Genomic DNA, 25,506 nt, shown 5'->3' with positions numbered 1-25,506 from the left:
CAGCGCCGGCGCCGGCGCGGGTCGGATGCGCAGTGCGATGCCGGCCGCGAACGCTTGTGGTCTTTTGCGGAATGGAGGCTTTGCATGCATCTGCGCAACATCGTGCTGGTCCTTGTGATCGTGGCGGCGGCAGCGGTGCAGGGATGCGTCGCGCTGGATCTGCTCCCGCCCAACCCCGTTTCCAAGGCCATCGAACGCAGCGACGATGCCGGCCGCCTGCGCGAGACGATGCGGCAGGCCGGACTCGACGATGCGGTGACGCGCGTGCGCCGGATGGAGCACGCCTGCAAGCCACCCGATGAACTGATGCAGCGCGATTACGCGTATTTCTATGTGGCCGAGGTGGCGAAGATTCCCGCTGCGTTTTGGGCCGGTAAGGCGGCGCAGCGCCACTGGCAGCGCGGACCGGCGCATGGCGCCGTGCAGAAGGACGCATTGCGCACGGCGATCGGGTTCAACGATTCGCCGGACTGCCCGTGGCTTCCCACGCAGGCGGACATGGATTCGCCGCGCTTCATGCTGGCGTTCCTGCGCATCGCGTCGAGCGACGGAGGGACCGAGGATCCTTCCTGGCATGAAGTCGACGAGGTCAGCATGCTGGCCTACGACACCCGGACCTCCAAGCTCTACTACCTTTCTGCCAGCTTGTGAGCGCGATGGTGTGCGGTCTCCACGGAATGTCCTGCACGTTGTAGGAGCGGCTTCAGCCGCGACAGGCTTTCCCGGTAACGCCTGTCGCGGCTGAAGCCGCGCCTACAGGGCGTGGCGCGATCTCGAGCGAAGACGCGCTGGCGAATGCGATCGGAAGCAGCTAGCCGTCACCAAGCTCGGATGGCATGCGCGCGTCGGCGGGCGTCCTGCACCACCTCAGAACGTCCCGCGCTGCACGAACGGCACCTGCTGGTAGAGGCGCCGTTCGCCGCCGCGCGGGTCGTGCACCAGACGGCTGTCCGCATCGAACAGCATGGTCTCGCGCCGGGCCAGCGAATACGGTTCCCAGCGCGGCAGTCCGGCATGGTTGGGATCGCCGTGGCGGGCGAAGGCGAGCAGCGCTTCGCTCATCGCATCGGCCACGCGCTGCGCGTCGGCGCCGTCGCCGGTGCGCGAACCGGGCTGGCGAATGTTGTCGAACACCAGCGGGATGTCGAGGGTGTGGAACGCGCCGAACTTGCCGCCGTCCAGCGGCGAGCTCCAATCGAGTTGGTAGGCCCAGGTCGGCGCGCCCTGCCGCGCGCGCGCCTCGGCTTCCTCGATCGCGCCACGCCACGAGCGCCCGGCGGTGGTCGCGGCGAAGAACACCTCGCTCGGCGTGTAGTGCGGATACAGCCGCCGGTATTCGGCGATCACCACCTGTGGCAGCAGATCCACGAATTGCTCCTGCTCCAGTCTGGCCGGTAGCGTGTCCCAGCTCAGCGCGAAGTTGGCCGGGTCGTTGCCGAGGAAGGCGCGGGTCTCGTCGTGGGTATTGCCGATCACCATCGGGATGCGCGCCGACTGCGGCGGCGCATCCGGCCAGAACGGATGCCGGTGCAGCACCTGCGCATCCAGCACCGGGCCCAGGTACAGGGACGTGTTCTCCACCCGCGACGGATCGCGCGTGCGCGTGGCCTCGAGCAGGCGTTGCATCGGCAGCGTGCGCAGCGCCGCCAGTTGCGTGGCATCGAGCTGCAAGGCCTGCAGCAGCAACTGCGCGCGCTGCGTGGCCGCGCGCGGCCCGGCGGCGGTGACCTGCTGGCCGCTCATGGTCCACGCGCGGTGGAACAGCCCCTGCGCGGCCGGCATCGCCATCAGCGTGGCGATCTTGGCGCCGCCGCCGGATTGGCCGAACACGGTGACGTTGCCGGCGTCGCCGCCGAACTCGGCCGCATGCGCGCGCACCCAGTGCAACGCCTGCACCAGGTCGAGCTGGCCGACATTGCCTGACGCGGCGAACGCGGCGCCGCCCAGCTGCGCCAGGTACAGGTAGCCGAAGGCGTTGAGGCGATGGTTGACGCTGATGACCACTGCGTCGCCGCGCCGGCACAGGCGCGCGCCGTCGTACTGCGGATCGCTGCCGGAGCCGTTGTTGTAGGCGCCGCCGTGAATGTAGAACAGGATCGGACGCTTGGCGCCGTCGCGCAGGGCGGGCGTCCACACGTTGAGGAACAGGCAGTCCTCGCTGACCGGGTCGAGCTTGAGCTGCGGTGCGGAGGCGGCGTAGCCGCTGCAATCGCGCACGCCGCGCCAGGGCTGTTCCTGCAGCGCCGGCTGGAAGCGGCGCGACGCGGTGTCGGCACCATAGGGAATGCCCTTGAACACCTGTACGCCCTGCTCGCGATAGCCGCGGATGCGGCCGCTGCGGGTGCGTGCCAGCGGCGCGTCCGGATCGACGGGCGTGGGCGCGGCGCCGGCGCTGCCGCCAGGCAAGGCGCCGCTCAACGCCAGTGCGCCGAGCGCGCTGCCGTGCAGGAAGCGGCGCCGGCCGTGGTCGTCGGGTGCGGTGGATGCGGTGGTGGCAAGGTCGGCAGGCAGGATGGCGGCGGGTGGGGTCATGCGTGGCGGAGTCCGTGGGCAAACGCCGCCGGCCATGGGCCCGGGCTGGCAGCGGAAAGGGGCGGGTGGATGCGGCGCGGCACGCCTATGCCGAGCGCGGCGCAAGACGGCCCGATGCGGGCGGCGTTCGGGCGCGGGGTCATGGCGGCGTGGTGCATGGCGATGCGGCAGCGCCGGCTACTGCTTCGGCGCGGCAGGCGGAATCGGTGCCAGCGCGGCCGGGTCGCCCTGCACGCTGCGCATCCATTCCAACGCCTGGGTCGGCCATGCGGCCAGCGGCAGGCCGGCGATGCCGCGGGTGCCGAAGCCATGGCCGCCGTGCGCGAACAGGTGCAGTTCCGCCGGCACGCCGGCCTGGCGCAGCGCCTGGTAGAACAGCAGGCTGTTCTCCACCGGCACCACGCGGTCGTCCTGCGCGTGCACCAGGAACGTCGGCGGCATCGCCGGTGTCACGCGGTTCTGCAGCGAATAGGCTGTCATCGTGGCGGCATCGGGATGGCGGCCGAGCAGCCGCAGGCGCGACCCGGTATGCGCCGCGGTGCCGCTGCCCATGTCGATGACCGGGTACAGCAGCAGCAGGAAGTCCGGCCGCGCGCTGAGCCGGTCGATCGCATCGCGCGCCGGAGAGACGCGTTCGTCGTAGCGGGTGCCGAGGCTGGCGGCGACATGGCCGCCGGCGGAGAAGCCGATCGCGCCGACCCGGTGCGGGTCCACGCCGTAATCGGCGGCGCGCGCGCGGATCAGGCGCAGCGCGCGCTGCGCGTCGGCCAGCGGCAGGTCGCGTTGCGCTGCGGCGTCGGCGCCCGCCGCTTCCGCATCGGGCAGCCGATAGCGCAGCACGAACAGGGTGATGCCTGCCTGTTCGGCGAAGATCGGCAGCAAGGCGCTGCCTTCCTTGTCCAGCACGATGCGCGCGTAGCCGCCGCCAGGGGCGACCAGCAGCGCGCTGCCGTTCGGCGTCTTCGGCCGGTACACCACCAGATAGGGCTGATAGCGGCCGCTGATGGCGCGGTCGGGCAGCGCCGGGTCGTCGCTGCGGTCGACGATGCGCACCTGGTCGGGGCCGGGCACGGAGCCTGGCGCCGGATCCGGCCACAGCGGGATGCGCGCCGCTTGCTCGGCCGCGGTTTCGCTGCTCGGGTGCTCGGCGGCGAGCGCGGGGCCGGCGAGCGCCAGTGCCAGCAAAACGCCCAGTGCGCCCTGCCGGCGCTGGCGCCACGCCAGCGCCAGCGCGCCGGCCGCCTGCCTCAGGATCGGGCGCGAGGCCCGGCGCTGCCGGCCGGTGTCGTCGGCAGCATCCGCCAGCGCCACGCCAGCGCCTCCCGTTGTCGTCGTGTTCCGCATCCGTCGCCCTCCCAGGTCAAGGATGTGCAGCTAATCCGCTCGCACGGCGCCGTGCAAGCGACGGGTTCTTGCAGAAGGGATCGGGTCGCAGCGCTTCAGCGAATCCCCACTCCCGAATGCCCAATCCCGGCTTTTTGCCGCACCGCACATTGCCAATGACACCGGTTTACCATATACACTGCGCAACGCGCTGTCGATGAGCGGCGCAGCAATTCTTTCGATCCCCCATATTCTTGCGGAGATGCCCTTGAGCACTCATTCCGGTCCTTCGGACACGCCACCGCCCGCGTTGGCCGACATCGCGGCCCGCTTCGTCCAGGCCCGCCAGCAGGGCCGTTCGCTGCCCGATTTCCCCGGGATCATCCCCGACGACCTGGAAACCGCCTACCGCGTGCAGGACCTGGCGATCGCGCAATGGCCGGACCGCGTGGTCGGCTGGAAGGTCGGCTACATCGCCGCCGAGCGCCGCGATCATTCCGGCGACGAGCGCCTGCTCGGCCCGATCTTCGCCCGCAACCTCTGGAATGCTACCGGTGGAACAACGGACATTCCGGTGTTCGACGGCGGCTTCGGCGCGGTCGAGGCGGAGTACGTGATGCGGCTGGACGCGGACGTGCCGGCCGACCAGTTGCACTGGACGCCGGAGCAGGCCGCGCAGGTGCCGTCCACGCTGTTCATCGGCGTGGAAGTGGCCAGCAGCCCGCTGGCCACGATCAACCAGCTGGGGCCGCGCGTGGTGATTTCCGACTTCGGCAACAACAACGGCCTGATCCTGGGGCCGCAGGTCCCCGACTGGACCACGCTGGACGAGGCCGCGCTGCTGGCGGAAACCTTGATCGAGGGCCAGCGCGTCGGCAGCGGCGGTGCCACGCTGTTGCCCGGCGGGCTGCGCACCGCGTTCGCGTTCGCGCTGGCGCGTTCGGCGCGGCGCGGTCGGCCGCTCAAGCGCGGCGAGCTGATCGCCACCGGCAATGCCACCGGCATCCACGACATCGCCATCGGCCAGCACGCGACGATCCGTTTCGACGGCTATGGCGAACTTCATTGCAGGGCAGTCGCGGCCTGAGCCGCGGCATGCCGACGACGCGCGGGAGGGCGCAGCATGATCACTCGTAGAGGTTTCCTGGGCGCAGGATTGGCCGCCGCGGCGGCGGCCCCGCTGGGCACGCTGGCCCAGGCCGGCGGCGGCAGCCAGCTGCTCACCGCCACCGACGTGCACGTGGCCGACTACCCCACCGTGGAGGCGGTGCGCTGGTTCGGGCAGACCCTGGAACGGCAGACCGGCGGGCGGCTGAAGCTGCGCCAGTACCACTCCGGCCAGCTCGGCCGCGAAGCGGAGGCGATCGACATGGCCCGCTTCGGCGCCATCGACATCACCCGCGTCTACTCCGGCGCGCTCAACAACACCTTCCCGCTGACCCAGGCGCTGTGCCTGCCGTACGTGTTCGACTCGGTGCCGCACCTGCGCCGCGCGATCGACGGCCATGTCGGCGACAGCATCCTGGCCAGCTTCGAGCAGCGCGACCTGGTCGGCCTGGCCATCTACGATTCCGGCGCGCGCTGCTTCTACAACACCAAGCACCCGCTGCATCGTCCCGAAGACCTGCACGGCCTCAAGCTGCGCGTGGCCTCGTCGGACATCTTCCTCAAGCTGATGCGCATGCTCGGCGCCAATCCGACGCCGATGTCGCTGGGCGAGACCTTCTCGGCGATGGAGACGCACATGATCGACGGCGCCGAGAACAACATGCGCAGCTTCCAGTCCAGCCGCCATTTCGAGGCCGCGCGCTACTGGTCGCAGAGCGAGCATTCCTATGCGCCGGACGTGCTGGTGATGTCGCGGCGCAGCTTCCAGGCGCTGTCGCCGGGCGACCGTGCGCTGGTGGTGGAGACCGCGCGGCAATCGGTGGCGGTGATGCGCAAGCTGTGGGACGCATCCGAGGCGCAGGCGCGCCAGGAAGTGCTCGACTACGGCGTGGCGGTCAACGAGGTGGACATGCCCGCCTTCCGCAAGGCCGCCGCGCCGCTGCTGGCCGACTACCGGCGGCAGCCGGAGATCGAAGCCCTGTACCGCCGCATCCGCGATTTCGCCTGAGGCCATGCCGATGACCGACCACGCCATTGCCGTCCCGGTGGCGCCGCTGCAGCGGCTGCTGGACCGGATCTCCAACCTCGCCATCGGCATCGCCGCCGCCGCCCTGCTCGGGCTGGTGGTGGTGCAGGGCTGGCAGGTGTTCACCCGCTACGTGCTCAACGATTCGCCGAGCTGGACCGAGCCGGTGACGCTGCTGCTGCTGAGCACCGCGATGAGCCTGGCCGCCGCCGCCGGCGTGCACACCAAGCGCCACTTCGGTTTCTTCCTGCTGGCCGAGAAGATGCACGCCCGCGTGCGCCGGGCGATCGACCTGATCCGTCCGCTGATGATCGTCGCCATCGGCGCGGTGATCGCCTGGTGGGGCGGGGTGCTGTTGCTGGACGGGCTGGACATCAAGATGGCCGGCGCCACGCTGCCGCAGAGCATCAACTACCTGCCGTTGTCGATCGGCGGCGCGCTGATGAGCGTGTTCGCGTTGTACCAGGCGTGGCAGGTGCTGCGTCCGGCCACCGCTGAAGGAGTGAACTGAGCCATGGCCATTGCAATCCTGCTCGGGCTGTTCGTGCTGTTGCTGTTGATCGGCGTGCCGGTCGCCTATGCGCTGGGCGCCGCGGCGCTGGCGACCATCATCTACCTGGACCTGCCGGCGATCGTGCTGGTGCAGCAGATCTCCGCCGGTAGCGGTTCGGCGTCGCTGATCGCGATTCCGTTGTTCATCTTCGCCGGCGAGCTGATGCTGCGCGGCGGCATCTCCGAACGCCTGATCGCGCTGGCGTCGTCGCTGGTGGGGCGCATGCGCGGCGGCCTGGGCCAGGTCAGCGTGCTGTCCTCGCTGTTCTTCGGCGGCGTGTCCGGCTCGGCCATCGCCGACGTGTCGGCGGTCGGCGGCACCATGATTCCGCAGATGATCAAGCGCGGCTACGACCGCGACTACGCGGTCAACGTGAGCATGACCGCGGCGCTGGTTGCGCTGCTGGTGCCGCCCTCGCACAACCTGATCCTGTTCTCTGCCGCGGCCGGCGGCGGCTTGTCGATCGCCGATCTGTTCGCGGCCGGCATCTTCCCGGCGCTGCTGATGACCGCGGCGATGATGATCACCGGCTACGCGGTGGCGCGCCATCGCGGCTACGGCACCGAACCGTTCCCGGGCTGGCGCGCGGTGGCGCTGCGCCTGGTCGGCGCGCTGCCCGGGCTGGGCCTGGTCGCGCTGATCTTCGTCGGCATCCGCGCCGGCATCTTCACCGCGGTGGAGAGCGCCGCCATCGCGGTGGTGTACGCGCTGATCGTCACCGCGCTGCTGTATCGGCAATTGCGTTGGGCCGAGTTCTTCGCCGCGGTCACGCATGCGGCGCGCACCACCGGCGTGATCCTCTTCGTGATCGCCACCGCGGCGGTATTCGGCTGGCTACTGGCCTACCTGCAGGTGCCGGCGGCGGCGGTGTCGCTGCTGCAGTCGATCGCCGACGGCAAGAACACCGTGCTGCTGATGATCGTGGTGATGCTGCTGCTGCTGGGCATGTTCATGGACCTGGCGCCGAAGATCCTGATCTGCACGCCGATCTTCCTGCCGGTGGTGAAGGCCTACGGCATCGACCCGATCCATTTCGGCCTGGTGATGGTGCTGGCCGGCGGCATCGGCCTGATCACCCCGCCGATCGGCTCGGTGCTGTTCATCGGCACCTCGATCGGCCAGATCACCGTGGCCCAGAGCATGCGCACGATCTGGCCGTTCTGGCTGGCGGCGCTGTGCGTGCTGCTGATCGTGGCGTTCTTCCCGGAACTGTCGCTGTGGTTGCCGCGCGCGCTGCGTGCCTGATGCGCGGCGCCGCACGCAGCCGCTGCGGCGCGAACCAAGGAGTGCACGACATGGCTTCGCCTACAACCTCGCCTCTGCGCTGGCTGCTGCTGGCCGGCCTGCTCGCCGCCAGCACGCTGGCGGCGGCGGCCGACTGGAAGCGCGGCATCGAACACCAACGCGTCGCCGACCAGGGCAACGGGACTTTTCTCAATCCGGTGCTGGCCGGCGACCATCCCGATCCGTCGGTGCTCAAGGACGGCGACGACTACTACCTCACCCTGTCCTCGTTCGACGCCTACCCCGGCCTGCCGATCTGGCACTCGCGCGACCTGGTCAACTGGCAGCCGCTGGGCCATGCCATCAGCGAGAACGTCGGCGCGATCTGGGCGCCGGACCTGATCAAGCACGGCAACCGCTACTACATCTATTTCCCGGCGCGGCGCGGCGAGCAGGGCCAGCGCAGCAACTTCGTGGTCTGGGCCGACGACATCAGGGGTCCATGGAGCGCGCCGATCGACATCGGCCTGGGCAAGTACATCGATCCCGGCCATGCGGTCGGCGAAGACGGCAAGCGCTACCTGTTCCTGAGCGGCGGCGACTACGTGCAGTTGTCCGACGACGGGTTGAAGGTCGTCGGCACGCCCAGGCATGTCTACGACGGCTGGACGTACCCGGAAAGCTGGGACGTGGAAGCCTATGCGCAGGAAGGGCCGAAGATCACCCGTCACAACGGCTGGTACTACATGACCACCGCGGTCGGCGGCACCGCCGGTCCGCCGACCGGGCACATGGTGATCACCGCGCGCGCGCGCTCGATCCACGGGCCGTGGCGCAACGCGCCGAACAACCCGATCACCCGCACCACGAGCGCGGCCGAGCCGTGGTGGTCGCGCGGCCATGCGACCCTGGTCGAAGGCACCGACGGGCGCTGGTGGATGCTCTACCACGGCTACGAGAACGGCTACTGGACGCTGGGCCGGCAGGCGCTGCTGGACCCGATCGAGTGGACCGCCGACGGCTGGTTCGTGGCCAAGGGCGGCGATCTCGGCATGCCGCTGAAAAAGCCCAGCGGGCAGGCGCTGCCGCACGGGCTGGCGTTGTCGGACGATTTCCGCGGCGGCCGGCTCGGCCCGCAGTGGTCGTTCTTCAATCCGGGCCGCGACGAGTCCCAGCGTCTGTCCTTCGGCGACGGCACGCTGAGCGTGCAGGGCAAGGGCCGCGCCCCGCGCGACAGCTCGCCGCTGACCGTGATCGCGCCCGATCCCGCCTACCAGTTCGAGGTGGAGATGGAGATCGAACCCGGCGCGCAGGGCGGCGCGCTGCTGTTCTACAGCGAGCGCCTGTACGCCGGGGTGGGCAGCAATGGCGAGGCCTTCGTCATGCACCGCTACGGCGAGGAGCGCCCGGCGCAGCTGGCGCCCAGCGCCAAGGGCGGCCGCCTGTGGCTGCGGGTGCGCAACGACCGCCACATCGTCACCATTCACAGCAGCCGCGACGGCACCACCTGGACCAAGTACCCGGTGCAGATGGAAGTGTCCGGCTATCACCACAACGTCGCCGGCAAGTTCCTGGCGCTGAAGCCGGCGCTGTATGCGGCCGGAAATGGAAAGGTGCATTTCCGCCAATTCCGCTACCGTGCGCTGGAGTGAACATGACTACCGGTAGAATCCGTCCTCTTCCGTCCGGTTTTCCGTCCATGGCGCCGAGCAAACCCCCTTCCGCCGATGTCCACGCCTCCGTCCACGGCAAGGCCGCGACGATCAACGACATCGCGCGCCTGTCCGGGGTCTCGAAGAAAACGGTGTCGCGGATCATCAACAACTCGCCGCTGGTGCGCAAGGACACGCGCGAGAAGGTCGAGGCGCTGATGCGCGAAGTCGGCTACGCGCCGGATCCGCTGGCGCGCGGGCTGGCGTTCCGGCGCTCGTTCCTGATTGGCATGGTCTACGACAACCCGACCGCGCAGTACATCGTGGACATGCAGTACGGCGCGCTGGACGCGCTGCGCGGCTCCAGCTTCGAACTGGTGGTGCATCCCTGCGACAGCCGCAGCCCGGGCTACATCGAGGGCGTGCGCCGCTTCGTGCAGCAGCAGAAACTGCATGGCGTGATCCTGGTGCCGCGCGCCTCGGAAGACCAGGCGCTGGCCGACATGCTCGCCGGCATCGGCGTGCGCTACACCCGCATCGCCTCGCTGCCGCTGGACGAGACCTCGCAGATGGTGGTCACCCACGACCGCGACGGCGCCGCCGAAGCCGCCGACTACCTGCTGTCGCTGGGCCACCGCGAGATCGCGCTGATCACCGGTCCCAGTGCCTACCGCTCCGCGCACGAGCGCACCGCCGGCTTCATCGACGCGCTGACCCGGCGCGGCATCGAGCTGCCGCCGGAGCGCATCGTCGAGGCCGGCTACACCTTCGAATCCGGCGTGGCCGCGGCCGAGAAACTGCTGCTCGGCAAGCAGCGCCCGAGCGCGATCTTCACCGGCAACGACGAGATGGCGGCCGGCGTGTACAAGGTCGCGTTGCGCGCCGGCATCAACATCCCGCGCCAGCTGTCGATCATCGGCTATGACGACAGCCCGCTGGCCTCGCGCCTGTGGCCGTCGCTGACCTCGGTGCGCCGCCACACCCGCGACACCGGCCGCACCGCCGCGGCGATGCTGATCCAGCCCGAAGGCACCCCGGCGCTGGCGATCGCCAGCGTGCGTCCGCACCTGATCGTGCGCGACTCCTGCCAGCCGCCGGAAGACTGAAGCGCGGCACCTGTCCGCTGCGCGGGCAGGTGCCCCCAAGGTTCTGCGTTGCAGAACCTTGGGCCCCGGCGCCGAGCCTGCCGAATCCCCGCGCCTTCGGCGCGCCCCCTTTACCAAAGGGGGCTTTGCTCCAGACGGGATGCAGCAATCGTCGCCAAGAAGATCGGCCTGCCCGATATGTCGCCGTGTCCGTGAGCGCCAGCGGCGCGCGGCGCCGACCGATTGCCCGTCCAAACTCTCCGCCGCTGGCCTCGAATCCCCAATCCCGAATCCCAGCCTTTCGTGCACTGCGCAATGACACCGGTTTACCAGAGCCGCTAGAATGCCCTCATGCGGGCTGCCGCGTGTCCCTGCTTGCCCCGGAGATCCCCATGTCCCTGTACTGCAAGACCCACTACGCCACCCATCCCGACGCCATCAAGGGCGCCAGCAACGACCAGCTGCGCGAGCTGTACCTGCTCGATGGCCTGTTCGTCGCCGACGCGGTCACGCTGAAGTACACCCACTACGAGCGCTTCGTGCTCGGCGGTGCCGCACCGGTGAGCAAGCCGGTGGCGCTGCCGCAGCAGACCGAACCGGCCTCGGCCGCCGGCCACCCGTTCCTGGAGCGCCGCGAGCTGGGCGTGATCAACGTCGGCGCCGGCAGCGGCACGGTCACCGTGGACGGCGCCGCCTATGCGCTGGGACCGAAGGACGGGCTGTACGTGGCGATGGGCAGCAGCGAGGTCAGCTTCGCCTCCGACGACGCGGCCAACCCGGCCCGGTTCTATCTGGCCTCGACCCCGGCGCATGCGCGCTTCGAGACCAGGCAGCTGTCGATCAAGGATGCGGTGGCGCTGGACCGCGGCGCGCTGGAGACCAGCAACGAGCGCACCATCTACCAGTACATCGTGCCGGCCACCTGCCAGTCCTCGCAGCTGTTGCTGGGCCTGACCGTGCTCAAACCGGGCAGCGTCTGGAACACCATGCCGCCGCACCTGCACGACCGCCGCAGCGAGGTCTATTTCTACTTCGACCTGGGCGCCAACGACCGCGTCTACCACTTCATGGGCGAGCCCGACGCGCAGCGCCACATCGTGATCCAGAACGACGAGGCGGTGGTGTCGCCGCCGTGGTCGATCCACATGGGCGCCGGCACCAGCAACTACGCCTTCATCTGGGCGATGGGCGGCGAGAACCTGGACTACACCGACATGCACGTGCTGGACATCTGCCAGCTCAAGTAAGCCGCCGCGCGCGCCACCTGCGCCGCCGCCCGCCACCGTATCCGCATCACTCTAGGGAGCACCCGCAATGACGAATCCGTTCAGTCTCGAAGGCAAGGTCGCACTGGTCACCGGCGCCAATACCGGCCTCGGCCAGGGCATCGCGCTGGCGCTGGCGCAGGCCGGCGCCGACATCGCCGCCGCCGGCATCCAGGCGCCCACCGAGACCGAGGAAAAGGTCAAGGCGCTGGGTCGCCGCTTCGTCGCGATCGAGGCCAACCTGATCAGCATCGAGCCGGTGCAGCGCGTGCTCGACGAGACCCTGGCCGGCCTCGGCCGCCTCGACATCCTGGTCAACAACGCCGGCCTGATCCGCCGCGCCGACGCGGTGGATTTCAGCGAGCAGGACTGGGACGACGTGATGAACGTCAACATCAAGTCCGCGTTCTTCATGTCGCAGGCCGCCGGCCGCCACTTCATCGCCCAGGGCAGCGGCAAGATCATCAACATCGCCTCGATGCTGTCGTTCCAGGGCGGCATCCGCGTGCCCTCGTACACCGCCAGCAAGTCCGGCATCGCCGGCATCACCCGCCTGCTGGCCAACGAATGGGGCGCCAAGGGCCTGAACATCAACGCCATCGCGCCCGGCTACATGGCCACCGACAACACCGCGCAGCTGCGCGCCGACGCCGCGCGCAACCAGTCGATCCTGGAACGCATCCCGGCCGGGCGCTGGGGCGTGCCGGAAGACCTGGGCGGCACCGCGGTGTTCCTGGCCAGCAGCGCCTCGGACTACGTCAACGGCACCGTCATCCCGGTCGACGGCGGCTGGCTGGCGCGCTGAGCCAAGCACGTGCCGCTGCAGCCGACGCTCCTCCCTTCTCCCTGCGGGACCATGGCCCCCTTTTTGGGGGAAGATGCCCGCAGGGCGGATGAGGGTCGGCCCGCACGCATACCAACCAGATGCAAATGAAGGTCGGTACCGCAGGCACCGCATCGATCACACGCAACACTCTTCCCCCGCAATCGGAGACACCCATGAAAATCGCACTAATGAACGAGTTCAGCCAGGCCGGCAAAAACCCGGTGATCCTGCAGCAGCTCACCGATGTGGCCGGCGAACAGGGCCACAGCGTGTTCAACGTCGGCATGGACGGCGACAACGATCACCGCCTGACCTACATCCACCTGGGCATCGTCGCCAGCCTGCTGCTGAATTCGAAGGCGGTCGATTTCGTCGTCGCCGGCTGCGGTACCGGCCAGGGCGCGATGATGTCGCTCAACGCCTACCCGGGCGTGTTCTGCGGCTACTGCATCGAGCCGACCGACGCCTACCTGTTCGCCCAGGTCAACAACGGCAACGCGCTGGCGCTGGCCTTCGCCAAGGGCTACGGCTGGGGCGCGGAGATCAACGTGCGCTACATCTTCGAGAAGGCCTTCAGCGGCGAACGCGGCATGGGCTATCCGGCCGAGCGCCGCGAATCGCAGCAGGCCAACGCCGGCATCCTGGCGCAGGTCAAGCAGGCCACCGCCAAGTCCTACCTGGACGGCCTGCGCGCGCTCGATCCGGAACTGGTCAAGCAGGCGGTCGGCGGCGCGCGTTTCCAGCAGTGCTTCTTCGACAACGCGCAGGACGCGGAGATCCGCGCCTTCGTCGCCGGCGTGCTGGGCAAGCCGGAAGCCGCCGCGGCCTGACCGCATCAAGCCCCTCTCCCGCGGGAGAGGGGCTGGGGGTGAGGGCCGGCGGTTTGAGCGACCCGCACCGTGCTTCCCTACTGCCTCGCCCCGCTCGCCGTGACAGCGGCGGCGGCGCAAGCGCGGACACCGCGCACCGGAGCCCACCATGCGCCTGCTCTTGTCCGTCTTGCTGTTGCTCTGCGCAGATAGCGCCTGCGCCGAACCGCAGCGCGTGTTCATCGCCGGCGATTCCACCGCGGCCGACTACGGCCCCGAGCGCGCGCCGCAGGCCGGCTGGGGCCAGGCCCTGCAGAGCTATCTGGATCCGGCCGCCTGGCAGGTGCGCAACCATGCCAAGGGCGGGCGCAGCGCGCGCAGCTTCATCGCCGAGGGCCGCCTCGACGCGATCGCCAAGGACCTGCGTCGCGGCGACGTATTGCTGATCCAGTTCGGGCACAACGACGCCAAGGTCGAAGACCCCAGCCGCTACGACGATCCGCAGCAGGCCTATCCGCAGTTCCTGGCGCGCTACGTGGCGCTGGCCCGCGATAAGGGCGCCACGCCGATCCTGCTCACCCCCGCCGCGCGCCTGCTGTACGACTTCGGTTCCCTGCTCGACACCCACGGGCTGTACACCCAGGCGATGCAGCGCCTGGCCGCCGAGCAGCAGGTGGCGCTGATCGATCTCAACGCCAGCAGCAGCGCCTGGATCCGCGCGCTGGGCGAGCAGGCGGCCAGGCCGTATTTCCTGTTCGTGCCGGAACAGGGCAAGGCCGACGGCACCCATTTCAGCCACGCCGGCGCGGCCGCGGTGGCCTGCCTGGTGGTGCGCGACTGGGCGGCGTTGCAGCCGACGTTGAAGGCGCAGCTGCGCCGCGACATCGACTGCGGGATGCCGGCCGGCAGCGCGGCGGCAGCGCATTCGCCGGTCGCGCAATCGACGTCGTCGACATCGCTGGTGCTGCAGGAACGTGAGCTCGCCCGCACGCAACCCGGCCCGCACGGCGGGCCAGGCGAAACCACCGCCTATCCGTTCTTCGCCGACGCCCCCGGCCTGGCCTTCGTGCTGCGCAAGCGCGTGCTGCACAAGGGCGCCGGCATCGGCCTGCACCTGCACGACAAGGACGAGATCTACTACATCGTCAGCGGCCGCGGCCTGTACGCGCTGGACGGCAAGCAGTATGCCGTCGGTCCCGGCCACGCGCTGTTGACGCGGCCGGGCAGCACGCATGCGCTGCAGCAGGTGGGGGAGGAGGACCTGGTGGTGATGCTGGCCTATCCGGTGGCGTCGGAGTAGCGACAAGCGCGCCATGCTGGTATGAAGCGGCGACACGCAACAACGGGAATCTGCTATGCCGATCAACAAGAACGACTGCCGCGGCGACGCGAACAAAGCCAGGATCGTCCGCGAGTACACATTGCTGGCGATCGGTCGCTTCGCAATCGCACCAGGAGCCACGATCGAAGGATGCTGCGGCGAGCTGTCGGACGAGCAGATCGTATTCACCTACACCTCAAATACCCGGCCCACCGATGCAGGACAGTTTTCGGTAGGCAAGGACTGCGCCGAACAATTCCTGCAGCGGATCGGCCAGGTGATGCCCGAGGCGTTCACTCCGTTCGCAGCACCGCAGGGCGCGCCTTCCCCTGGAACCGGCAGCAGTTCTTCGGCTGCCGGCCTCTCAGCGGCGAGCATCGATCCATTGAACAAGGAGGTCTATCGAGCCATCTTGCTCTGGTGTTCGCTCAAGCAGCAGATCCCTCAATATTCGACCGCCAGGATTCTTGAGCAAATCGCGAGGGACCCCGCAAAGAAGATCGAGGACAAGCAGGTCTACGAGTTGTTCAAAGTCATCGCCACATACAGGAAAAGCCTTGCGGAACTGGTGCAGGCAGCGTCCTCCAGCCACAAGCTGAAGGCGCTTTCCTTTCCGCTGCTCGACGCAATGGCATCCAAGAACTGGATCGGGCTGCCCTGAGTCGCAGGAGACGTTCCGAGGGACGGTCCGAACGATCAGATTTCCGCTTGGGCCTAATCAGGTCGAGCTGCATCCAGCGCCAGAATTCTTTGGTGTGGTGCCACAGCGCCGCACAGAGGCACGACGCAAGCGCCATCGCTCACACATCGCCGCCGTCGGCCCAGCCTTCGCCGCTGCCTGCGTGGAACAGGCGGTCCTCCGGCTGTACCTGGCCGGCCGGCAGGTGCGGCTGGTCGGCCAACGTCGCATAGAGCGGAGTGAAGTCCGGCGCGGTCGCCTGCATCAGCTGTTCGAAGCTGTCGATGACGAAGTAGGTCTTCTGGAAGGTGTCGATGCGGTAGCGGGTGCGCATGATCCGCGCCAGGTCGAAGCCGATGCGGTTGGGCGCGGCCGATTCCAGCGCGTACAGCGATTCGCCCTTGGACGAGACGATGCCGGCACCGAAGATGCGCAGGCCGTCGGCGCTGGCGATCAGTCCGAATTCCACCGTGTACCAGTACAGGCGGGTAAGGTTCTGCAGCGCGTCCGGACCGATGCCGTGCGCCTTCACCCCGCCGCGGCCGTAGGCCTGCATGTAGTCGGCGAACAGCGGATTCATCAGCAGCGGCACGTGGCCGAACAGGTCGTGGAACAGGTCCGGCTCGGCGATGTAGTCGATCTGCTCGGGGCGGCGGATCCACCAGGTCACCGGGAAGCGGCGGTTGGCCAGGTGGTCGAAGAAATCCAGTTCCGGCAGCAGGCCTTCGACCCCGACCAGGGTCCAGCCAGTGGCGGCGCCCAGCACCTCGTTGAGCTGCTCGAAGCGCGGGATCGCCTGCGGACTCATGCCCATCGCGTCCTGCGCCTGCAGGAATTCGTCGCAGGCGCGGCCGACCAGCAATTCGCGCTGGCGCTGGTACAGCGTGCCCCAGGTGGCGTGGTCGTCGGCGCTGTAGCTGTCCCACGGCTGCGCGACCACGGCGGTGGTGTAGACCGGCACGTAGCCCTTGTCGGTCTGCTGGTGTTCGACGCGGCGCGGGGCGGTGTCCATGGGCGGCGGCTCCGGAAAGGGATACCGACGATGGTAGGCGCCAGGCCACGCAATGAGCTTGCGAAGTTGCGCGATTCCAGCGGTTGCGCGCAAGATTATTGCAGAGAACCCATGCTGCAGAGCAATAAATGACCGAATCGGCCCTATTCGACCGCACCGACCTGCGCCTGCTGGCGCTCCTGCAACGTCAGGGCCGGGCCAGCAACGCCGAACTGGCCGCGCAGGTGAACCTGTCGCCGTCGGCCTGCCTGCGCCGGGTGCAGCGGCTGGAGGCAGACGGTGTGGTCGCCGGCTATGCCGCACGGCTGGTGCCCGGCGCGATCGGCCTGGGTCTGCAGGCGTTCGTGCGTGTGCAGCTGGAAAAGCACGGGCAATCCGGCATCGCCCATTTCGCCGACAGCGTGCAGGGCTGGGACGAGGTCGTCGCCTGCCACGCGCTGACCGGCGACATGGACTACCTGCTGCACGTGTACGTGCGCGACCTGACCCATTTCTCCGCATTCCTGCTGGACAAGCTGCTCAACGCCGCCGGCGTGGCCGACGTCAATTCCAGCTTCGTGCTGCGCACGGTCAAGGACTTCGCCGGCCTGCCGCTGCCGCGCGGCTGAGCCTGCGTCCGGGCCGCCCGGGCAACGGCGGATGCGTGTCGAAGTGTGACAACGCTTGTTAAGTTGTTGCTAACGATTTACATTTGCGTCTACGACGGCCGCAACCGGCCAGCGCCTCCCCGCTCGATCCCGCCAGCCCCGTCCCTGGGCCAGCCATGCCGGATATCCGTGCCGTGGAGCCCGTCTGCGCCCGTCCGCTTCCTCTCCCTTTCCCGGTGGTGCGCCAGCGCTGGTGCCGCCGCCCAACGACGACGCCGATTCCATGACCCGCTCCGCTCCGCGCCACCTGCTGCACCTCGCCCTGCTGTCCATCCTGTCCGCCGCCGCCGTGCCGTTGCGCGCCGCCGAGGCCGACGCCAGCCAGCCCACCACGCTGGACAAGGTCGAGGTCAACGGCAGCCCCACCCGCGCGCAGCCATCGACCACCACGCGGCTGCCGCTGACGCTGCAGGAGACGCCGCAGTCGGTCAGCGTGCTCGGGCTGCAGCGGCTGGAAGAGGAATCGCTGTTCAGCATCAACGACGTGTTGCGCAACGTCACCGGCGTCAACGTGTCCTTCTACGACACGCAGCGCCCGCTGTACTTCGCGCGCGGCTTCCAGATCACCGACTTCCAGGTCGACGGCCTGCCCACCTACAGCGGCTCCACCAACCAGGAATACGACATGGTTTTCTACGACCGCGTCGAGGTGATCCGCGGCGCCAACGGCCTGCTCAGCGGCGCGGGGATTCCCTCGGCCACGGTCAACATGCTGCGCAAGCGCCCCGGCAAGACCTTCGATGCGTCGTTCGCGGCCAGCGCCGGCAGCTGGGACTTCCGCCGCACCCAGGCCGATGTGACCGCGCCGCTTACCGACGATGGTCGCTTCCGCAGCCGCTTCGTCGCCGCCTGGCAGGACCGCGACTATTACTACGACCATTACCACGAGCAGAAGATGTCGGGCATGGCGGTGCTGGAAGGCGACCTGACCGAGTCCACCACGGTGACCGTCGGCTACCAGCGCCAGGACAACGATCCGGTCGGCTCGACCTGGGGCACGGTGCCGTACTTCGCCGCCGCCGGCTCCTTCGCCGACCTGCCCAGCTCGACCAACCTGGCGCCGAAATGGGCGTACTGGAAGCGCGACACGCATACCGCCTTCGCCAATCTGGAGCAGCGCTTCGGCGAGGACTGGCTGCTGAAGGTCAACCTGGCCCGCACCGACGGCGACGTGCGCAACCTGCGCGTGTACGGCAGCGGCTATCCGGACACGCGCGACGGCAGCGGCATCTACCTGCGCGCCGCCGCAGGCGAGACCACGGACAGGCGCGACGGCGCGGATGTATACCTGTCCGGTTCGTTCCCGCTGTTCGGCCGCGACCACGACCTGGTCGTCGGCGGCAGCTGGCAGGACCTGCAGTCGACCGCCTCCACCCTGGCGCTGCGCTATCCCGGCGACTGGGCAACGTGCGGGCGCGAGCGCTGCTACTACATTCCCAACGTCTACGACTGGGACGGCGACATTTCCGAGATCACCTACGCGCGCACCGGCGCCTCGCGCGTGGCCCGCACCACCCAGCGCGGCGTGTACGCGTCCACGCGCCTGCGCCTGGCCAAGCCGCTGTCGCTGATCGCCGGCGCGCGGCTCAGTTCGTGGACGACGCGCACGCACAACTTCAACGCCAGCGGCGTCTACACCGGCACCAGCGGGCGTTACCGGGTCAGCGACGAAGTCACGCCTTACGTCGGCCTGGTCTACGCGCTCACTCCGGACATCTCGGCCTACGCCAGCTACACCGAGATCTTCAATCCGCAGAACTACAAGGACAAGGACAACAACCTGCTGGCGCCGGTGCAAGGATCCAACCGCGAAGCGGGCCTCAAGGCCACGCTGTTCGGCGGCCGCGCGCTGCTCGGCGCCGCACTGTTCGAGGCGCGCCAGGACAACTACGCGGTGCGCGACATGAGCCAGCCCGAGGCTTCGCTGCCCGACGGCAGTTCGGCCTACATCGGCATCGACGGCACCAAGAGCCGCGGCTGGGAACTGGACTTCAACGGCGAGCTGCGCCCGGGTTGGACGCTCAACGCCGGCTATACCCGCGCCAAGGTCACGCGTGCGCCGACCGACGCGATCTACGCCAACCTGCCTGAGGACTATCTGCAGCTGTCCACGCAGTTGCGTCTGCCCGGCGCCTGGCAGCGGCTGAGCATCGGCGGCGGGCTCAGCTGGCAGAGCGCGGTGCGCGGCTACAACATCCCGCGCCCGGTCGGCGACGGCAGCGGCGCCGAGACCGCGGTCACCGTGGTGCAGGACGCGTACACGCTGGTGCACCTCAACGCAAACTACCAGCTCGGCGCGCAGTGGACCGCGACGCTGGCGGTGCGCAATGCGCTGGACAAGAAGTACTGGGCCAACCTGGACTACCAGAACTACGGCGAGCCGCGCTTCGTCAGCTTCACCCTGCGCTGGCGCTACTGAGGATCGGCAAGGCGGTGGCTGTTCCTTCTCCCATCGGGAGAAGGTGGCCCGCAGGGCCGGATGAGGGTACGAGCGAAGCCTCGTGCACCCCAAACGCCGCGAGCCGCTTCGCGCCGTACCCTCACCCCAACCCCTCTCCCGGGAGGAGAGGGGCTAGTCGGCTGTTCCCTTCTCCCCTCGGGAGAAGGTGCCCCGAAGGGGCGGATGAGGGTACGGGCCAGCCTCGTGTACCCAAACGCCGCGAGCCGCTTCGCGCCGTACCCTCACCCCAACCCCTCTCCCGGTGGGAGAGGGGCTAGCGGCTTGTTTCCTTCTCCCCTCGGGACCATGGCCCCTTTTCGGGGGAAGGTGCCCCGAAGGGGCGGATGAGGGTACGGGCGCAGCCTCGTGTACCCAACTCCGCGAGCCGCTTCGCGCCGTACCCTCACCCCAACCCCTCTCCCGGTGGGAGAGGGGTTAGCTCACTTCTGTTCCTTGCACGGATCGTCGCGGCCGATCAGGCGGCCCAGGCGCGAGCGCGGTTCGCACGGCGGCGGCGCCGGTTGCGCGGCCTTGGCCGCGGCCGCGGCGGCCGCCGCGCGCTGTTGCTGCAGCTGCGCCAGCTTGGCCTTGATCTGCGGCATCGCCGCCAGCGCGGCCTTCTCGCCTTCCAGGATGGCGGCGTTGCGCTGGGCGAAATCGGCGGCGCCGATGTCGTTGACCTTGGGCCGGATCACGATGTCCGCGCGCGCCAACTCCTGCTGGCCCAGGCGCTGGCCCATGATCGCGATCGACTGGTTGACGATGCCGAGCATGCCGGCCGGGTTCTTGCCGCTGGCCTTGCTGGAGATGTCCACCGCGACCACGAAGTCGGCGCCGAGCTGGCGCGCGGCGTCCACCGGCACCGGGCTGACCACGCCGCCGTCCACGTAATGGAACTTGCCGATGGTCACCGGCTCGAACACCCCGGGAATGCTGCTGGAGGCGCGCACCGCCTGGCCGGCGTTGCCGCGCACGAACACGGTGCGCTCGCCGTCTTCCAGGCGCGTGGACACCGCGGCGAAGGGCTTGCCTAGCTTTTCGATCGGGCGGTTCTTGAGCTGGGCGTTGACATAGTCCTGCAGGGCCTGGCCCTGCACCAGGCCGCCGGAGAACAGGCGCATGTCGCGGATGCTGGTCTCGTCCAGCGCCACCGCGGCCTGCTGCATCTGGAACGCGTCCATGCCGCTGGCGTACAGCGCGCCGACCACGCTGCCGGCGCTGGTGCCGGACACCACCACCGGCTCCAGTCCGTTGGCCTGCAGCATCTTGATCACGCCGATATGGGCGAAGCCCTTGGCCGCGCCGCCGCCCAGGGCGATGCCGATGCGCAGCGGCTTGGCCGCGGCGGTCGGTGCCGGCCCCACCACCACCGGTGCCGGCGGCGCCGGCTTGGGCTCGCCGCCGCACGCCGCGAGCAGGCCGAACAGGGACAGGGACAGGAGCAGGCGCGGGGAACGGAAGGCGGTCATGGATGCGGCGTCGTGGAAGGAGAGGGCGGAGCCGGCGCGAGCATACCGGGATCGGCCTGCACCGCCCACGACCGGAGGTCATGCACGCTGGCGCACGCGGAGCCGCCGGCTACCAGCGCAGCAGGCGCGGGCCGAGCGCGGCGCCGAGCGCGGTCGGCAGCGCCATCCCCAGCGCGTACCAGAGTGCCCAGAACGGGACCGCCATCTCCGGGCAATGGAGGCAATAGGCCATGGTCGCCAGCGCGCCGCCGAGCAGCCCGCCAGCGGCGCCGGCCGCGCGCAGGCGGGTCGGTGCCAGTCCGCGCAAGGCCCAGAACACGCTGGCGAAGGTCGGAATCGACAGCAGCGCGATGTTGAACGGACAACTGTGCCAACTCTGGCCCTGCAGCAACGGCAGGCGCAGGTCCGCCGGTGCCGTCCACAGCACGGCGATGGCGGCGATCCACACCGCTGCGACCGGGACGCCGATCGCGATGGCGGCTGCGCCGACCCGCCGCCCCGGCGTGGCCAGGCGCCAGGTCGCCAGGCCGGCGCCGGCGGCCATGCAGGCGGCGAAGCCCAGCTTCGCCCAGAACGCCGGATCGGCGGCCGCCGCGGCCAGGTCCGGGCGGACACCGAACACCGCCGCCGCCAGCAGCAGCGCCCCCAGCATCCCGCACGGCAGTGCCAGTGCGAACCGCCGGGCGGAGACATGCCGGTCCACGCGCAGCGGTTCCTGCGCCAGCAGCGCGATCAGCTCATCGGTCTTCATGTCGTACTCCTGATCTTCAGCGCCAGCGCCTTGAGTCCGCGATGCACGCCGATCTTGACCGCCGATTCGGACATGCCGGTCAGCCTGGCGGTCTCGCTGACCGACAGGCCTTGCAGCTTCACGTGCACGATCGGCAGGCGGTGCCGGTCCGGCAATTGTTCCAGCAGCCGGCCGATCTCATGGCGTGCGTGCGCCGGAGCGTCGTCCGCATGCGCGAACAGGTCGTCGGCGTCATCCAGCGGCAGCTGCAGCGGACGCTTGCGCGCGTGCGCCCGGTAGAAGTCCAGCAGCTTGTACCGGGCGACCGCATATACCCACGCGGTCAACGGTTCGCTGCGGCGGTAGGTGTGGCGGCTGTTGTGGATGGCCAGCAGGGTCTCTTGCAAGATGTCCTCCACGTCATCGGGCGCGTGGGTCAGGCGTCGGCGCAGGAAGCCGCGCAAGTGGGCGCTGAGTTCGTCGAGGAAGGCGCGGTAGTCGCGCGCGTTGCCATCCAGGCCGGCCACGAACAACAGGCGCAGACGCACCTCCACCGCCTGCAGCGCGTCCAGGCGGCTCATTGCGCCACGCGGCCGGCGGCCGGGCGAGGGGCGCGGCGGGAACGGCGGAGGACGGACATGCGGCGTTCTCCAGGGCGGCCTGGCGGACGCCGGACAGGCAGGATACGACGGCGCTGTCCTGGCCGCAGGACCGGCCCCCCGTGCCCGCCCGTCATCGCTGCCGCCGCCAGGCAGCGCCAGGCGCCGCAGCCGGTCGTGCAAGGCGGGCAACGCACGCGCCCGCCGCCGCGACGGATCGCGCTGCAGGCGCAGCCCGTCCGTCCACGGCCGCCACCGGCATCTGGCTGTTCACGGTTGCTTCCCCGTCTATGGTCATGTCAGCGGTAGTTCGCCGCATCCGCGGCGGCGGTTACAGCCGACGCCGCCTTCATTCTTTTTCGCCCGCATCGGCGACCGGCTGTAACCGCGGCGGCGTTCGCCGCGAATGCAGAAGGGTTCCGGCCGCCGCGTGCACTCGCGGCCCGGTCCGTCCCTTCCCTTTTCCGCAGGAGCATTCTCATGAACGTACGCAACGCTGCAACGGCGGCCCTGACCCTGGCCGCTCTCGTCGCCGGAGCCGCGATGGCTCAGGGCGCCGATCCCGCTGCCCAGCCCAAGCCGATGGAGAAGTGCTACGGCATCGCCAAGGCCGGCCAGAACGATTGCAAGGCCGGCGCGGGGACCAGTTGCGCGGGCACGTCGAAGCGCGACTACCAAGGCAACGCCTGGAAGAATGTGCCGGCCGGCACCTGCGTCGGCATCAAGACGCCGAAGGGCCATGGCACGCTGACCCCGGTCGGCGCCTGAGCGCGGCGCCGCGGCCATGCAGCTCGGCGCCGGCATCGGCCTGAAGCCGCAGCACTACGCGCAGGCGCTGGATTGCACTGCGCCAGGGCTGTGGTTCGAGGTGCACCCGGAGAACTATCTGGTCCAGGGCGGGCCGCGGCTCGCCTGGCTCGAGGCGATCGCCGCGCGCCACCCGCTGTCGCTGCACGGCGTATCGCTGTCGCTGGCGGCCGATGCCGACCCGGACGCGCGGCACCTGCGCCGTCTGGCCGCGCTCGCCGAGCGGGTCCGGCCGTGGCAGGTGTCCGAGCACCTGGCCTGGTCGGTCTGGCGCGGCCGCTACCATCCGGACCTGTTGCCGGTACCGCGCAGCGCCGCGGCGCTGGCGCGCGTGGTGAGCAATGTCCAGCAGGCGCAGGAGGCGCTCGGCCGCCCCCTGGCGATCGAGAACCCGAGCCATTACCTGGCGCTGCCCGGGCACGCGTGGAGCGAACCGGAGTTCCTGGCCGAACTGGTACGCCGCAGCGGCTGCCGGCTATTGCTGGACATCAACAATGTCCATGTCAGCGCGCACAACCTCGGTTTCGACGCCTACGCCTACCTGCACGCCTTCCCCGCCGATGCGGTGGTGGAAGTGCATGTGGCCGGCCATGCCGAGGATGCGGCGGACGAGCGGACCCTGCTGATCGATTCGCACGATGCGCCGGTGGACGACGCGGTCTGGGACCTGTACGCGCATTTCCTGGACCTCGCCGGGCCGCGGCCGACGTTGATCGAGCGCGATGGCGACGTGCCCGCGTTCGATGCGCTGCTGCTGGAGCGCGATCGCGCGCAACGGCTGCTGGAGCGGGCCGCGACGCGTCGGCGGTGGGCGGCATGAATGCGTTGGCGCAGTTCCAGGACGGCTTCGCGCGCGCGCTGTACGGCGATGGCGACGCCGGCGGCCTGGCGGCGCAACCGGGATTCCGCATCTATCGCAACACCGTGCTGCGTGCCTGCATCGACGCGCTGCAGGCGAATTTTCCGAGCGTGCAGCGGCTGGTGGGCGCGGCATGGTTCGAGGAGGCGGCGCGTGCCTATGCCCGCCGCTGCCCACCCGACGATGTGCGCCTTTTGAACTACGGCGACGACTTCGATGCGTTTCTCGCCGCGCTTCCCGAGGCCCGGCAACTGCCCTACCTGCCGGGCGTGGCGCAACTGGATCGCAGCTGGCGCGAGGCGCATGTCGCGGCCGATGCCGCGGTACTCGATCCGCAGGCCGTGGCCGCCTTGCCGCGCGAACAACTGGCCGGCGCGCGCGTGGCCGTGCATCCGAGCGCGCGCTGGCATTGGTTCGAGGCGCTGCCGGTGTACGCGATCTGGTGCGCGCAGCGCGATGCGGCGCCGGTGCCCGAACTTGCGTGGCGCGGCGAAGGCGCGCTGCTGCTGCGGCACGGCGGCCAGGTGCATCGGCAGGCGCTGGGCCTGGGCGGTTGCGCGCTGCTGGAGGCCTGCCGCGGCGGCGTCACGCTGCAGGCCGCCGCAGCGCGGGCGCAGCAGGCCGAGCCGGCGCTGGCCTTGGCGGACACGTTCGCCACGCTGCTGCGCGCCGGCGCGTTTTCTTCCCTCGACCTTTCTTCCACGCAAGGAATTCCATGACGCCCCCTCTCGCTTCTTCGGACCCGCGCACAGCGTGGAATCGTCTCGCCGCCGCGCTGTCGCAGCGGGTCGGCCACTCCGCGCTGGCCCTGCTGTTCCGGCTGTCGATCGCCGCGATCTTCTTCCTGTCCGGACGTACCAAGGTCAGCGGCGTGCTGACCATCACCGACAGCACCTACGCACTGTTTCGCGAGGACTACCGCGTGCCGCTGCTTCCGCCGGAACTGGCCGCGCACCTGGCCACCTATGCGGAGCATCTGTTCCCGTTGCTGCTGATACTGGGCCTGTGCACGCGCCTGTCGGCGCTGGCATTGCTGGGCATGACCGCGGTGATCGAGATCTTCGTCTATCCCGATGCCTGGCCCACGCACCTGAGCTGGGCCGCGCTGTTGTCGTATCTGCTGGTGCGCGGCGCCGGCACGCTATCGCTGGACCGTGTGTTGCGCATCGCCTGACACGCGCAGCGCGCTGTAACCGCAGCGACGCTTGCGGCGAAGTACCCGCTGCCAATTCGGCATCTGTCCATCCCCGAGGAACGTCCATGATCGCTACCCGTACCGTCACCGGTTTCGCCGCCACCGCCGCCCTGCTCGCCGTCGCCGCCGCCAGCGTCCCCGCTACCGCCAGCGCCGCCGCCAAGGGCGATGCCAAGCTCGTCGCCTGCTATGGCATCAACAGCTGCAAGGGCCAGTCCGATTGCAAATCCGGCAGCCACGAGTGCAAGGGCCAGAACGCGTGCAAGGGCCAGGGCTTCAAGGATGTGACGGTGAAGCAGTGCACGTCGGCCGGCGGCTCGCTGACCGCACCCGCCGCCTGAGGCG

25 protein-coding genes are annotated in these 25,506 nt (G+C 69.5%); 19 read left to right on the top strand and 6 right to left on the bottom strand.

The genetic code is table 11. The annotated features are described in order from the left end of the window. Positions 1 to 84 precede the first annotated feature (84 nt). The gene (locus tag JR064_RS11385) at positions 85 to 651 is read left to right on the top strand and encodes a hypothetical protein (protein ID WP_206229794.1); all 567 of its coding nucleotides are present in this window, start codon (positions 85 to 87) and stop codon (positions 649 to 651) included. Between the two features lie 216 nt (positions 652 to 867). On the opposite strand, the gene JR064_RS11380 is transcribed toward JR064_RS11385, so the two are convergent. Continuing rightward, positions 868 to 2,532: a carboxylesterase/lipase family protein gene (locus JR064_RS11380; protein ID WP_206229793.1), complete on the bottom strand. Its 1,665-nt coding sequence runs from the start codon at positions 2,530 to 2,532 to the stop codon at positions 868 to 870. Between the two features lie 177 nt (positions 2,533 to 2,709). Beyond that, positions 2,710 to 3,783: an alpha/beta hydrolase gene (locus tag JR064_RS11375; protein WP_425510296.1), complete on the bottom strand. Its 1,074-nt coding sequence runs from the start codon at positions 3,781 to 3,783 to the stop codon at positions 2,710 to 2,712. 334 nt (positions 3,784 to 4,117) lie between these two features. On the opposite strand from JR064_RS11375, the gene JR064_RS11370 reads away from it, so the two are divergent. The 11 genes from JR064_RS11370 (at position 4,118) to JR064_RS11320 (ending at position 15,385) form a co-directional block, all read left to right on the top strand. Beyond that, positions 4,118 to 4,942, top strand: coding sequence for a 2-keto-4-pentenoate hydratase (locus JR064_RS11370; protein WP_206229792.1), 825 nt, complete (start codon positions 4,118 to 4,120; stop codon positions 4,940 to 4,942). Positions 4,943 to 4,978: 36 nt separating this feature from the next. Next, on the top strand, positions 4,979 to 5,971 hold the full coding sequence (locus tag JR064_RS11365) for a TRAP transporter substrate-binding protein (protein WP_206229791.1): 993 nt from the start codon (positions 4,979 to 4,981) through the stop codon (positions 5,969 to 5,971). 10 nt (positions 5,972 to 5,981) lie between these two features. After that, positions 5,982 to 6,500: a TRAP transporter small permease gene (locus JR064_RS11360; RefSeq protein WP_206229790.1), complete on the top strand. Its 519-nt coding sequence runs from the start codon at positions 5,982 to 5,984 to the stop codon at positions 6,498 to 6,500. Between the two features lie 3 nt (positions 6,501 to 6,503). Continuing rightward, the gene (locus JR064_RS11355; RefSeq protein ID WP_191826358.1) at positions 6,504 to 7,787 is read left to right on the top strand and encodes a TRAP transporter large permease; all 1,284 of its coding nucleotides are present in this window, start codon (positions 6,504 to 6,506) and stop codon (positions 7,785 to 7,787) included. A gap of 50 nt (positions 7,788 to 7,837) precedes the next feature. Continuing rightward, positions 7,838 to 9,418 carry a family 43 glycosylhydrolase gene (locus JR064_RS11350; RefSeq protein WP_206229789.1) on the top strand — a complete coding sequence of 527 codons (1,581 nt, stop codon included), beginning with the start codon at positions 7,838 to 7,840 and terminating at the stop codon, positions 9,416 to 9,418. 47 nt (positions 9,419 to 9,465) lie between these two features. After that, entirely contained in the window at positions 9,466 to 10,524 is a 1,059-nt protein-coding gene (locus JR064_RS11345; protein ID WP_179570398.1) for a LacI family DNA-binding transcriptional regulator, read from the top strand. Between the two features lie 371 nt (positions 10,525 to 10,895). Beyond that, a complete protein-coding gene (gene kduI / locus JR064_RS11340) occupies positions 10,896 to 11,750 on the top strand; it encodes a 5-dehydro-4-deoxy-D-glucuronate isomerase (RefSeq protein WP_206229788.1) in 855 nt (284 codons plus the stop codon). A gap of 67 nt (positions 11,751 to 11,817) precedes the next feature. Beyond that, a complete protein-coding gene (gene kduD, locus JR064_RS11335) occupies positions 11,818 to 12,573 on the top strand; it encodes a 2-dehydro-3-deoxy-D-gluconate 5-dehydrogenase KduD (RefSeq protein ID WP_179570402.1) in 756 nt (251 codons plus the stop codon). Between the two features lie 194 nt (positions 12,574 to 12,767). Then, positions 12,768 to 13,424: an RpiB/LacA/LacB family sugar-phosphate isomerase gene (locus JR064_RS11330; RefSeq protein ID WP_179570404.1), complete on the top strand. Its 657-nt coding sequence runs from the start codon at positions 12,768 to 12,770 to the stop codon at positions 13,422 to 13,424. A gap of 148 nt (positions 13,425 to 13,572) precedes the next feature. After that, complete coding sequence (locus tag JR064_RS11325) at positions 13,573 to 14,703, top strand: GDSL-type esterase/lipase family protein (RefSeq protein WP_206229787.1); 1,131 nt, start codon at positions 13,573 to 13,575, stop codon at positions 14,701 to 14,703. A gap of 55 nt (positions 14,704 to 14,758) precedes the next feature. Next, complete coding sequence (locus JR064_RS11320; RefSeq protein WP_206229786.1) at positions 14,759 to 15,385, top strand: hypothetical protein; 627 nt, start codon at positions 14,759 to 14,761, stop codon at positions 15,383 to 15,385. 139 nt (positions 15,386 to 15,524) lie between these two features. Here the strand turns inward: JR064_RS11320 and phhA are convergent, their stop codons facing one another. Next, positions 15,525 to 16,415 carry a phenylalanine 4-monooxygenase gene (phhA, locus tag JR064_RS11315; protein WP_206229785.1) on the bottom strand — a complete coding sequence of 297 codons (891 nt, stop codon included), beginning with the start codon at positions 16,413 to 16,415 and terminating at the stop codon, positions 15,525 to 15,527. A 128-nt stretch (positions 16,416 to 16,543) separates the two neighbouring features. Here phhA and JR064_RS11310 point away from each other — a divergent pair, with 128 nt between their 5' ends. After that, positions 16,544 to 17,023, top strand: coding sequence for an Lrp/AsnC family transcriptional regulator (locus JR064_RS11310; RefSeq protein WP_206229784.1), 480 nt, complete (start codon positions 16,544 to 16,546; stop codon positions 17,021 to 17,023). Between the two features lie 262 nt (positions 17,024 to 17,285). Next, on the top strand, positions 17,286 to 19,481 hold the full coding sequence (locus tag JR064_RS11305; protein ID WP_206229783.1) for a TonB-dependent siderophore receptor: 2,196 nt from the start codon (positions 17,286 to 17,288) through the stop codon (positions 19,479 to 19,481). Positions 19,482 to 19,942: 461 nt separating this feature from the next. Here the strand turns inward: JR064_RS11305 and JR064_RS11300 are convergent, their stop codons facing one another. The 3 genes from JR064_RS11300 to JR064_RS11290 all read right to left on the bottom strand — a co-directional run bounded on the left by JR064_RS11300 (position 19,943) and on the right by JR064_RS11290 (position 22,282). Further along, positions 19,943 to 20,971: a patatin-like phospholipase family protein gene (locus JR064_RS11300; protein WP_206229782.1), complete on the bottom strand. Its 1,029-nt coding sequence runs from the start codon at positions 20,969 to 20,971 to the stop codon at positions 19,943 to 19,945. A gap of 109 nt (positions 20,972 to 21,080) precedes the next feature. Beyond that, positions 21,081 to 21,722, bottom strand: a complete 642-nt coding sequence (locus JR064_RS11295; RefSeq protein WP_206229781.1) for an NrsF family protein — start codon at positions 21,720 to 21,722, stop codon at positions 21,081 to 21,083. After that, positions 21,719 to 22,282 (bottom strand): sigma-70 family RNA polymerase sigma factor, encoded by a 564-nt coding sequence (locus JR064_RS11290; RefSeq protein ID WP_206229780.1) that lies wholly within the window; start codon positions 22,280 to 22,282, stop codon positions 21,719 to 21,721. The genes JR064_RS11295 and JR064_RS11290 overlap by 4 nt, the downstream gene beginning before the upstream one ends. A 498-nt stretch (positions 22,283 to 22,780) precedes the next feature. Between JR064_RS11290 and JR064_RS11285 the strand changes: the two genes are divergently transcribed. From JR064_RS11285 to bufA2, 5 genes are all read left to right on the top strand, one after another. After that, the gene (locus tag JR064_RS11285; RefSeq protein WP_145704495.1) at positions 22,781 to 23,068 is read left to right on the top strand and encodes a BufA1 family periplasmic bufferin-type metallophore; all 288 of its coding nucleotides are present in this window, start codon (positions 22,781 to 22,783) and stop codon (positions 23,066 to 23,068) included. Between the two features lie 16 nt (positions 23,069 to 23,084). Beyond that, a complete protein-coding gene (bufB, locus tag JR064_RS11280) occupies positions 23,085 to 23,927 on the top strand; it encodes an MNIO family bufferin maturase (protein ID WP_206229779.1) in 843 nt (280 codons plus the stop codon). Continuing rightward, on the top strand, positions 23,924 to 24,685 hold the full coding sequence (locus tag JR064_RS11275; RefSeq protein WP_206229778.1) for an HvfC/BufC N-terminal domain-containing protein: 762 nt from the start codon (positions 23,924 to 23,926) through the stop codon (positions 24,683 to 24,685). Before bufB ends, JR064_RS11275 begins: the two co-directional genes overlap by 4 nt. After that, the gene (locus JR064_RS11270; protein WP_206229777.1) at positions 24,682 to 25,140 is read left to right on the top strand and encodes a DoxX family protein; all 459 of its coding nucleotides are present in this window, start codon (positions 24,682 to 24,684) and stop codon (positions 25,138 to 25,140) included. The genes JR064_RS11275 and JR064_RS11270 overlap by 4 nt, the downstream gene beginning before the upstream one ends. Before the next feature lie 86 nt (positions 25,141 to 25,226). Beyond that, positions 25,227 to 25,502 (top strand): BufA2 family periplasmic bufferin-type metallophore, encoded by a 276-nt coding sequence (gene bufA2 / locus JR064_RS11265; protein WP_191826372.1) that lies wholly within the window; start codon positions 25,227 to 25,229, stop codon positions 25,500 to 25,502. Positions 25,503 to 25,506: the final 4 nt, after the last annotated feature.

Source organism: Xanthomonas bonasiae (genome assembly GCF_017163705.1).
GTDB classification, from domain to species: domain Bacteria; phylum Pseudomonadota; class Gammaproteobacteria; order Xanthomonadales; family Xanthomonadaceae; genus Xanthomonas_A; species Xanthomonas_A bonasiae.
Note: the sequence above shows the minus strand (reverse complement) of the source record. Positions and strands in the feature narration are given on the sequence as shown.

What these genes read in the sequence shown, in the direction of transcription:
- JR064_RS11385 (WP_206229794.1), top strand. Translation starts at nt 85, where the DNA reads ATGCATCTGCGCAACATCGTGCTGGTCCTTGTGATCGTGGCGGCGGCA.
- JR064_RS11380 (WP_206229793.1), bottom strand. Translation starts at nt 2,532, where the DNA reads ATGACCCCACCCGCCGCCATCCTGCCTGCCGACCTTGCCACCACCGCA.
- JR064_RS11370 (WP_206229792.1), top strand. Translation starts at nt 4,118, where the DNA reads ATGCCCTTGAGCACTCATTCCGGTCCTTCGGACACGCCACCGCCCGCG.
- JR064_RS11365 (WP_206229791.1), top strand. Translation starts at nt 4,979, where the DNA reads ATGATCACTCGTAGAGGTTTCCTGGGCGCAGGATTGGCCGCCGCGGCG.
- JR064_RS11360 (WP_206229790.1), top strand. Translation starts at nt 5,982, where the DNA reads ATGACCGACCACGCCATTGCCGTCCCGGTGGCGCCGCTGCAGCGGCTG.
- JR064_RS11355 (WP_191826358.1), top strand. Translation starts at nt 6,504, where the DNA reads ATGGCCATTGCAATCCTGCTCGGGCTGTTCGTGCTGTTGCTGTTGATC.
- JR064_RS11350 (WP_206229789.1), top strand. Translation starts at nt 7,838, where the DNA reads ATGGCTTCGCCTACAACCTCGCCTCTGCGCTGGCTGCTGCTGGCCGGC.
- JR064_RS11345 (WP_179570398.1), top strand. Translation starts at nt 9,466, where the DNA reads ATGGCGCCGAGCAAACCCCCTTCCGCCGATGTCCACGCCTCCGTCCAC.
- kduI (WP_206229788.1), top strand. Translation starts at nt 10,896, where the DNA reads ATGTCCCTGTACTGCAAGACCCACTACGCCACCCATCCCGACGCCATC.
- kduD (WP_179570402.1), top strand. Translation starts at nt 11,818, where the DNA reads ATGACGAATCCGTTCAGTCTCGAAGGCAAGGTCGCACTGGTCACCGGC.
- JR064_RS11330 (WP_179570404.1), top strand. Translation starts at nt 12,768, where the DNA reads ATGAAAATCGCACTAATGAACGAGTTCAGCCAGGCCGGCAAAAACCCG.
- JR064_RS11325 (WP_206229787.1), top strand. Translation starts at nt 13,573, where the DNA reads ATGCGCCTGCTCTTGTCCGTCTTGCTGTTGCTCTGCGCAGATAGCGCC.
- JR064_RS11320 (WP_206229786.1), top strand. Translation starts at nt 14,759, where the DNA reads ATGCCGATCAACAAGAACGACTGCCGCGGCGACGCGAACAAAGCCAGG.
- phhA (WP_206229785.1), bottom strand. Translation starts at nt 16,415, where the DNA reads ATGGACACCGCCCCGCGCCGCGTCGAACACCAGCAGACCGACAAGGGC.
- JR064_RS11310 (WP_206229784.1), top strand. Translation starts at nt 16,544, where the DNA reads ATGACCGAATCGGCCCTATTCGACCGCACCGACCTGCGCCTGCTGGCG.
- JR064_RS11305 (WP_206229783.1), top strand. Translation starts at nt 17,286, where the DNA reads ATGACCCGCTCCGCTCCGCGCCACCTGCTGCACCTCGCCCTGCTGTCC.
- JR064_RS11300 (WP_206229782.1), bottom strand. Translation starts at nt 20,971, where the DNA reads ATGACCGCCTTCCGTTCCCCGCGCCTGCTCCTGTCCCTGTCCCTGTTC.
- JR064_RS11295 (WP_206229781.1), bottom strand. Translation starts at nt 21,722, where the DNA reads ATGAAGACCGATGAGCTGATCGCGCTGCTGGCGCAGGAACCGCTGCGC.
- JR064_RS11290 (WP_206229780.1), bottom strand. Translation starts at nt 22,282, where the DNA reads ATGAGCCGCCTGGACGCGCTGCAGGCGGTGGAGGTGCGTCTGCGCCTG.
- JR064_RS11285 (WP_145704495.1), top strand. Translation starts at nt 22,781, where the DNA reads ATGAACGTACGCAACGCTGCAACGGCGGCCCTGACCCTGGCCGCTCTC.
- bufB (WP_206229779.1), top strand. Translation starts at nt 23,085, where the DNA reads ATGCAGCTCGGCGCCGGCATCGGCCTGAAGCCGCAGCACTACGCGCAG.
- JR064_RS11275 (WP_206229778.1), top strand. Translation starts at nt 23,924, where the DNA reads ATGAATGCGTTGGCGCAGTTCCAGGACGGCTTCGCGCGCGCGCTGTAC.
- JR064_RS11270 (WP_206229777.1), top strand. Translation starts at nt 24,682, where the DNA reads ATGACGCCCCCTCTCGCTTCTTCGGACCCGCGCACAGCGTGGAATCGT.
- bufA2 (WP_191826372.1), top strand. Translation starts at nt 25,227, where the DNA reads ATGATCGCTACCCGTACCGTCACCGGTTTCGCCGCCACCGCCGCCCTG.